8 protein-coding genes and 1 pseudogene are annotated in these 7,951 nt (G+C 66.9%); all 9 read left to right on the top strand.

Features of this window, described 5'->3' with window-relative positions:
* The coding region (locus tag H3O04_RS32130; RefSeq protein ID WP_337249679.1) for a FimV/HubP family polar landmark protein at positions 1–616 on the top strand (616 nt) is incomplete at its 5' end.
* Complete coding sequence (gene truA, locus H3O04_RS32125) at positions 616–1,428, top strand: tRNA pseudouridine(38-40) synthase TruA (RefSeq protein WP_023474479.1); 813 nt, start codon at positions 616–618, stop codon at positions 1,426–1,428. The genes H3O04_RS32130 and truA, both read left to right, overlap by 1 nt.
* The gene (locus H3O04_RS32120) at positions 1,425–2,126 is read left to right on the top strand and encodes a phosphoribosylanthranilate isomerase (RefSeq protein ID WP_043886338.1); all 702 of its coding nucleotides are present in this window, start codon (positions 1,425–1,427) and stop codon (positions 2,124–2,126) included. The genes truA and H3O04_RS32120 overlap by 4 nt, the downstream gene beginning before the upstream one ends.
* A 54-nt stretch (positions 2,127–2,180) precedes the next feature.
* A complete protein-coding gene (trpB, locus tag H3O04_RS32115; protein ID WP_011548091.1) occupies positions 2,181–3,374 on the top strand; it encodes a tryptophan synthase subunit beta in 1,194 nt (397 codons plus the stop codon).
* Positions 3,375–3,383: 9 nt separating this feature from the next.
* Positions 3,384–4,235: a DNA-methyltransferase gene (locus H3O04_RS32110; protein WP_202589222.1), complete on the top strand. Its 852-nt coding sequence runs from the start codon at positions 3,384–3,386 to the stop codon at positions 4,233–4,235.
* 42 nt (positions 4,236–4,277) lie between these two features.
* On the top strand, positions 4,278–5,093 hold the full coding sequence (gene trpA, locus H3O04_RS32105; RefSeq protein WP_023474482.1) for a tryptophan synthase subunit alpha: 816 nt from the start codon (positions 4,278–4,280) through the stop codon (positions 5,091–5,093).
* A 64-nt stretch (positions 5,094–5,157) separates the two neighbouring features.
* On the top strand, positions 5,158–6,030 hold the full coding sequence (accD, locus tag H3O04_RS32100; protein ID WP_009691548.1) for an acetyl-CoA carboxylase, carboxyltransferase subunit beta: 873 nt from the start codon (positions 5,158–5,160) through the stop codon (positions 6,028–6,030).
* Between the two features lie 99 nt (positions 6,031–6,129).
* Positions 6,130–7,440 (top strand): bifunctional tetrahydrofolate synthase/dihydrofolate synthase, encoded by a 1,311-nt coding sequence (gene folC, locus H3O04_RS32095; RefSeq protein WP_006479330.1) that lies wholly within the window; start codon positions 6,130–6,132, stop codon positions 7,438–7,440.
* A gap of 29 nt (positions 7,441–7,469) precedes the next feature.
* A pseudogene (locus H3O04_RS32090) lies at positions 7,470–7,951 on the top strand (SPOR domain-containing protein); the annotation flags it as partial.

The raw sequence follows: 7,951 nt of genomic DNA, 5'->3' as shown, positions 1-7,951 counted from the left end.
GGACCAGCCAGCCGACCCGACCGCCGCATCCGTCGCACCTTCGACGACCGAAGCGCAGCACGCGTCGCTGATGCAGAACGCGATCAGCGCGCTCAACAGTCTCGACATGCCGCTGCCGCCGCGGACGGCGGACGAGCCATCGTCGACGGCAGAGGAACCGTCTGCGCGGGCAGTGCAGTCCGACGGCGATAAAATCGCAACTAACGGTCAATTCGCGCAGCGCCCGCCAACGGGCGCGAGTGAACCGGCACCGGAACATCCCGCCAACCAGGACGACGAGTTCGATTGGGACCCGGACGCAGCGACGCCCGCCAGCCAAGCTGGGAGCCCGCCCGTGACGACATCGCTGCCGCCGCTCGGCGGCGCGCAGTTCGGCGCGCTTAAGCTCGACTTCGACCTCGACTTGCCATCGACACCGGGCGCCGCGCTGCCCGCGCTCACCCCGAACGAGCTCGCGCGCATCGCCCGCAACAAGCTCGACCTCGCGGCCGAATACGTCGAACTGGGCGACCTGTCCGGCGCACGGACGCTGCTGCAGGAAGTGATCGACGCGAACGACGCCGCGACCCGCGACGATGCACGCGCGCTGCTCGCGAAACTGGCGGACGAGGCGTGATGCGGATCGCGCTGGGCATCCAGTACGACGGCGCGGCGTTCTGCGGCTGGCAGGCGCAGCCGCACGGGAAGACCGTGCAGAACCGGCTCGAACACGCGCTGGCCGAATTCGCACGGGTGCCGCTGCACACGACGGTGGCGGGGCGGACCGATACCGGCGTGCACGGACTCGGGCAAGTCGTGCATTTCGACACCGATCTCGAGCGCGAGGTGTTTTCGTGGGTGCGCGGCACCAACGCGTTCCTGCCGCCGACCGTGTCGGTGCAATGGGCGAAGCCGATGCCGGACACGTTCCATGCGCGTTTTTCGGCGTTCGAGCGCACCTACTACTACGCGCTGTACGTGCATCCGGTGCGTTCGCCGATGTTGGCCGGACGCGCCGGCTGGATCCACACGCCGCTCGACGACGACGCAATGCGCGCCGCCGCCGCGCATTTGATCGGCGAGCACGACTTTTCGTCGTTCCGTTCGTCGGAATGCCAGTCGAAGACGCCGGTCAAACACCTGTATCAGATCGATGTGCGGCGCGCGGGGCATTTCATCCATTTCCGCTTCCGCGCGAACGCGTTCCTGCATCACATGGTGCGCAACCTGATGGGCTGCCTCGTTGCGGTCGGGCGCGGCCGCTATCCGGCCGACTGGCTCGCCGACGTGCTGGCCGGGCGCGACCGCAATCTCGCGGCGCCCACGTTCATGGCCGACGGGTTGTACCTCGCCCACGTCGGCTATCCGGCGGAATTCGCCGTCCCGCCCGCGCAGCTCGGCAGCGTACCGTGGAGCAGCGTCTGGGCGGATCTGGACCCACAAACATGACGGAGCACGCCGTGTCTTCTTCGAATTCCGCCGCGGCCGGCCTGGCGCCGCGCACGCGCATCAAGCTGTGCGGGCTGTCGCGTCCCGAGGACGTGCTGCATGCGGCCGCGCTCGGCGCCGATGCGATCGGCCTCGTGTTCTACCCGAAGAGCCCGCGCGCGGTGACGATCGCGCAGGCGGCCGAGCTGGCGAGCCTCGCGCCGCCGTTCGTGTCGGTGGTCGGGCTGTTCGTGAATGCAACCGAAGCCGACATCGAAGCCGTCGTGCGCGACGTGCCGCTCACGGTGCTGCAGTTCCATGGCGACGAGACGCCGGAGCAGTGCGATGCGCTCGGCCGCGCGGCTCGCCTGCCGTGGTTGCGCGCGGTACGCGTCGGCCCCTCGACGCAGCGTGCCGATTTGGTAGAATCGGCTCTTCATTATTCGAAAGCGCGCGGCCTCCTGTTCGACACTTTGGTGCCGGATTACGGCGGTAGCGGCAAGGTCTTCGATTGGTCTCTTATTCCCGCAGAGCTCGCGCGTCGGGCCGTTTTGAGTGGTGGCTTGAACGCGCAAAACGTCGGTGATGCGATCCGCCAGCTGCGTCCGTTTGCTGTCGATGTCTCGAGTGGCATCGAAGTGGAGGGCGAGAAGGGCGTGAAGGATCATGCCCGGATGGCGGCGTTCGTACGCGCGGTGCGCGAAGCGGACGCCGGGTGATGCAAGCCGGTGCGACCCCCAAAGCGGGCGCACCGACCGATCGAGAGAGACACCATGTACAACCTTCCTGATGATCGCGGCCATTTCGGCCCGTATGGCGGCGTGTTCGTCGCCGAGACGCTGATTCACGCGCTGGACGAACTGCGCGCGGCGTATGAAAAGTTCCAGAACGATCCCGACTTCGTCGCCGAATTCGAGCGCGAGCTGAAGTATTTCGTCGGCCGCCCGTCGCCGATCTATCACGCGCAGCGCTGGAGCGAGATGCTCGGCGGCGCGCAGATCTACCTGAAGCGCGAAGACCTGAACCACACAGGTGCGCACAAGATCAACAACGTGATCGGCCAGGCGCTGCTCGCGAAGCGCATGGGCAAGAAGCGCGTGATCGCCGAGACGGGCGCCGGCCAGCACGGCGTCGCGACCGCGACGATCTGCGCGCGCTTCGGGATGGAATGCGTCGTCTACATGGGCTCGGAGGACGTGCGCCGGCAGGCCGCGAACGTCTACCGGATGAAGCTGCTTGGAGCTACGGTCGTGCCGGTCGAATCGGGTTCGCGCACGCTGAAGGACGCGCTGAACGAAGCGATGCGCGACTGGGTCACGAACATCGAAAGCACGTTCTACATCATCGGCACGGTCGCGGGCCCGCACCCGTACCCGATGATGGTGCGCGACTTCCAGCGCGTGATCGGCGACGAGTGCAAGGTGCAGATGCCCGAACTCGCGGGGCGTCAGCCGGACGCGGTGATCGCGTGCGTCGGCGGCGGGTCGAACGCGATGGGCATCTTCTATCCGTACATCGACGATACCTCGGTGCAGCTGATCGGCGTCGAAGCGGCCGGCGACGGCCTCGACACGGGCCATCACGCTGCCTCGCTGATCGCGGGCAGCCCGGGCGTGCTGCACGGCAACCGCACGTACCTGCTGCAGGACGACAACGGCCAGATCATCGAGACGCATTCGGTGTCGGCGGGCCTCGATTATCCGGGCGTCGGTCCCGAGCACGCATGGCTGAAGGACAGCGGCCGCGCGCAGTACGTGCCGATCACCGACGCGGAAGCGTTGAAGGCGTTCCACGACTGCTGCCGGATCGAGGGGATCATTCCCGCGCTCGAGTCGAGTCACGCGATCGCGTATGGCGTGAAGCTTGCGCCGACGTTGCCGAAGGACAAGCTTCTGCTCGTCAACCTGTCGGGCCGCGGCGACAAGGACATGCACACGGTCGCAGAGCGATCGGGCATCGAGCTCTGACCCCGACCGATGCGTGACCTGATCGAAGAGCCGGGCGGCGGCGCCGCGAGCGAGGCGGAGGCGGTTCAGCTCGCCGCTGCCGCGCCGCGCGCGCTGCCGTCCGGTATCGAACTGCACAACCGCGACTTCCTGACCCATGCCGCGTATCTGCCGGATGCGTCGATCGACCTGATCGTCGCCGATCCGCCGTACGGGCTCGGCAAGGACTACGGCAACGATTCGGACAAGCGTTCGGGCGACGATTTCCTCGCGTGGACGCGCGGGTGGCTCGAGCTCGCGATTCCGAAGCTGAAGCCGAGCGGGTCGATGTACATCTTCTGCACGTGGCAGTACGCGCCGGAAATCTTCAGTTTCCTGAAGACGCAGCTCACGATGGTCAACGAGATCATCTGGGACCGGCGCGTGCCGAGCATGGGCGGCACGACGCGCCGTTTCACGTCGGTGCACGACAACATCGGCTTTTTCGCGGTTTCGAAGGCGTATTACTTCGATCTCGATCCGGTCCGCATCCCGTACGACGCCGACACGAAGAAGGCCCGCTCGCGCAAGCTGTTCGAAGGCAGCAAGTGGCTGGAGATGGGCTACAACCCGAAGGACGTCTGGTCGGTCTCGCGCCTGCACCGGCAGCACGCGGAGCGCGTCGATCATCCGACCCAGAAGCCGCTCGAAATCATCGAGCGGATGGTGCTCGCAAGCTGCCCGCCGGGCGGCCGCGTGCTCGATCCGTTCATGGGCAGCGGCACGACCGCGGTGGCCTGCGCACGGCAGGGGCGCGACTTCGTCGGCTACGAGATCAACGAAAGCTATTGTGCGATCGCGCACGAGCGCGTGAGCGCGCTCGCCGCGCCGGCGTGCGCGTGAATCGCGCCGCCGCATCGCCGCATGCATCTAGGAAAAATTGCCATGTCCCGTATTCAGCAGACCTTCGCCGCGCTCGCCGAACAAGGCCGTAAGGGCCTGATCCCGTTCATCACCGCCGGCGACCCCGATCCCGCGAAAACCGTCGAATTCATGCACGCGCTCGCCGCGGGCGGCGCGGACGTCATCGAACTCGGCGTGCCGTTCTCGGACCCGATGGCCGACGGCCCCGTGATCCAGCGCTCGTCGGAACGCGCGCTCGCGCGCGGCGTCACGTTGAAGAGCGTGCTCGCCGACGTGAAGCGTTTTCGCGAAACCGACCTCAAAACCCCCGTCGTGCTGATGGGCTATGCGAACCCGATCGAACGGATGGGCGTCGACACGTTCGCGGCCGAAGCGCATGCGGCCGGCGTCGACGGCGTGCTGGTGGTCGACTATCCGCCGGAAGAGGCGGGCGTGTTCGCCGAGAAAATGCGTGCCGCGCAGATCGATCCGATCTTCCTGCTTGCGCCCACATCGACCGACGCACGCATCGCCGACGTCGGCAAGATTGCGAGCGGCTACGTGTATTACGTGTCGCTCAAGGGGGTGACCGGCGCGGGAAATCTGGATGTTTCGAGCATTGCAGGTAAAATCCCGGCCATCAAGTCGCGCGTGCCGGTTCCGGTGGGCGTCGGCTTCGGTATCCGCGACGCCGAAACGGCGCGCGCGGTGGCCGAAGTGTCGGACGCCGTCGTGATCGGCAGCCGCCTCGTGCAGCTGCTCGAGAGCGCCGCGCCGGAAGGCGCCGCTGCCGCGTTGAAGACTTTCATTGCCGAGCTGCGCGCTGCGCTGGACGGTGCGGGCAACACGGCGCGATAAACACAACACAGGAAGCGGAAACGGGCCGGTTGGCCCGCCCCGCCACGGAACAGGAAACCATACGATGAGCTGGCTCGACAAACTGTTGCCGCCGAAGATCAAGCAGACCGACCCGAAAAGCCGCAAGGGCATTCCGGAAGGCCTGTGGGTCAAGTGCCCGTCCTGCGAGGCCGTTCTCTATCGCAACGACGTGGACGCGAACCTGCACGTGTGTCCGAAGTGCGATCACCACATGCGCATCGGCGCGCGTGAGCGCCTCGACGGGCTGCTCGATCCGGAAGGCCGCTATGAAATCGGCCAGGAAATCGTGCCGGTCGACTCGCTGAAGTTCAAGGACAGCCGCAAGTACCCCGATCGTCTGAAGGAAGCGATGGACGAAACCGGCGAGACCGACGCGATGGTCGTGATGGGCGGGGCGATCCACACGCTGCCCGTCGTCGCGGCCTGTTTCGAGTTCTCGTTCATGGGCGGCTCGATGGGTTCGGTCGTCGGCGAGCGCTTCGCGCGCGGCGCGCAGAACGCGCTGGAGCAGCACGTGCCGTTCATCTGCTTCACGGCATCGGGCGGCGCGCGGATGCAGGAAAGCCTGCTGTCGCTGATGCAGATGGCCAAGACCACCGCGATGCTGACCAAGCTGGCGGAAGCCAAGCTGCCGTTCATCTCGGTGCTGACCGACCCGACGATGGGTGGCGTGTCGGCGAGCTTCGCGTTCCTCGGCGACGTCGTGATCGCCGAGCCGAAGGCGCTGATCGGCTTCGCCGGCCCGCGCGTGATCGAGCAGACGGTCCGCGAAAAGCTGCCGGAAGGCTTCCAGCGCGCCGAATTCCTGCTGAAGACGGGCGCGATCGACATGATCGTCGACCGTCGCAAGATGCGCGACGAGATCGCGCAGTTGCTCGCGCTGCTGCAGCGACAGCCGGCCGACGCGCTGGCTTGACCGGCGCAAGGTTGTGACTCTGCGCGTCGCCTGGCTTCAACGTCAGGCGGCGCGCTTCGTTTTTTGGCGTAGTGGCGGTACCGATCCAGATTTGATCCGATGAGCACTTTTCCCACTCTCGACGCGTGGCTTTCGCATCTCGAACGCGCGCACCCGGTCGGCATCGACATGGGCCTGACCCGTATCGGGCAGGTCAAGGCGGCGCTGCAGCTCGAATTCGCGTGCCCGGTGATCACCGTCGGCGGCACGAACGGCAAGGGTTCGACCTGCGCGTTCCTCGAGACGATCCTCGTGCGCGCGGGCTACAAGGTCGGCTGCCACACGTCGCCGCACCTGCTCGAATTCAACGAGCGCGCGCGCGTGAACGGGCAGAACGTGACCGACGACGAACTGCTGCCGCATTTCGAGGCCGTCGAAGCCGCGCGCACGTCGCTGGCCGAACCTGTATCGCTCACGTATTTCGAATTCACGACGCTCGCGATCCTGCATCTGTTCGCCTCGCGCGGGCTGGATGCGGTGATTCTCGAAGTCGGCCTCGGCGGCCGGCTCGACGCGGTCAACATCATCGATACCGATTGCGCGATCGTCACGAGCATCGACATCGACCACACCGAATACCTCGGCGACACGCGCGAGAAGATCGCGTTCGAGAAGGCCGGGATCTTCCGCGCGGGCAAGCCGGCGATCTGCGGCGATCCGGCCGCGCCGCAGACGCTGATCGACCACGCCGAAGCGATCGGCGCCGATCTGTGGCTGGTCGGCCGCGATTTCCGCTACGAGGCGCAGGCGGGCGCCGAGCGTCAGCAATGGAGCTACCTCGGCCGCGAGAAGCGCTATCCGGCGCTTGCGTATCCGGCGCTGCGCGGCGCGAATCAGCTGATCAATGCGTCGGCCGCGCTCGCCGCGCTCGAGGCGCTGCGCCCGGTGCTGCCGGTATCCGCGCAGGACATCCGGCTCGGGCTGGCCAACGTCGAGTTGCCGGGGCGCTTCCAGGTGCTGCCGGGCAAGCCGGCGATCGTGCTCGACGTCGCGCACAACCCGCATGCGTCGGCCGTGCTCGAGCAGAACCTCGGCAACATGGGCTTCTTCCCGTACACGTACGCGGTGTTCGGCGCGATGCACGACAAGGACATCGACGGCGTGCTGCAGCACCTGAAGGGCGAGATCGACCACTGGTGCGTGACCGACCTGCCGCTGCCGCGCGCGGCCTCCGCGGAGCAGCTCGAAGCCGCGCTGCGCAAGGCCGGCGTGGAGGAGGGGCCCGATTCGAGCGTGACGCGGTACGCGTCGCCCGCGGAAGCGTTTCGCGATGCGCTAAAAAGAGCATCCGAGAATGATAGAATCGTGGTTTTCGGCAGTTTCCATACGGTTGCCGGCGTGCTGGCCTACCGTAAATCGCAGCAACACTGACTGACGGGCAGTTTCGGACTCAGCCATTCATGGGAATTTTCTCGTTCGGCAAGAAAGACGACGACGCGCCCCCGCGGCGCGGCGGTCGCACCGGGGCCTCCCGGAACGTGCGCACGGAGCGCACTGAACGCGTCGAGCGACGCTCGCGCCGCACCGAGCGTCCGGAATCGGATGCACTGCTCCTCGATCCGACCCTTCCAGAAAAGCAACGCGCGCGCCGTCGCCTCGTCGGCGCGATCGCGCTCGTCGTGGCCGCGGTGATCGTGCTGCCGATGGTGCTCGATTCGCACCCGAAGCCGGTCACGGACGACATCGCGATCGACATCCCGAACCGCCCCGCGCATCAGGCGGTCGCGCCGCGCGACGACGATGTGTCCGACGTGCAGGCGGGTGTCGCGCACGACGAACCGCCGGCCTCCGATACGGCCGTTGCGGCCGCACCGGCGCCCGCGCCGAAGGATGCCGCGAAGCCGGCCGCGAAACCCGATACGACCACCACGGCGAGCGTGAC

Origin of the sequence: Burkholderia sp. KCJ3K979, from assembly GCF_016759955.1 — a bacterium.
GTDB lineage: Bacteria > Pseudomonadota > Gammaproteobacteria > Burkholderiales > Burkholderiaceae > Burkholderia > Burkholderia orbicola.
This window is presented reverse-complemented; position numbering and strand designations above follow the sequence as displayed.

Bases quoted from the DNA above. Each gene is read 5' to 3' on its own strand.
- truA (WP_023474479.1), top strand. From the start codon at position 616: ATGCGGATCGCGCTGGGCATCCAGTACGACGGCGCGGCGTTCTGCGGC.
- folC (WP_006479330.1), top strand. From the start codon at position 6,130: ATGAGCACTTTTCCCACTCTCGACGCGTGGCTTTCGCATCTCGAACGC.
- trpB (WP_011548091.1), top strand. From the start codon at position 2,181: ATGTACAACCTTCCTGATGATCGCGGCCATTTCGGCCCGTATGGCGGC.
- trpA (WP_023474482.1), top strand. From the start codon at position 4,278: ATGTCCCGTATTCAGCAGACCTTCGCCGCGCTCGCCGAACAAGGCCGT.
- H3O04_RS32110 (WP_202589222.1), top strand. From the start codon at position 3,384: ATGCGTGACCTGATCGAAGAGCCGGGCGGCGGCGCCGCGAGCGAGGCG.
- accD (WP_009691548.1), top strand. From the start codon at position 5,158: ATGAGCTGGCTCGACAAACTGTTGCCGCCGAAGATCAAGCAGACCGAC.
- H3O04_RS32120 (WP_043886338.1), top strand. From the start codon at position 1,425: ATGACGGAGCACGCCGTGTCTTCTTCGAATTCCGCCGCGGCCGGCCTG.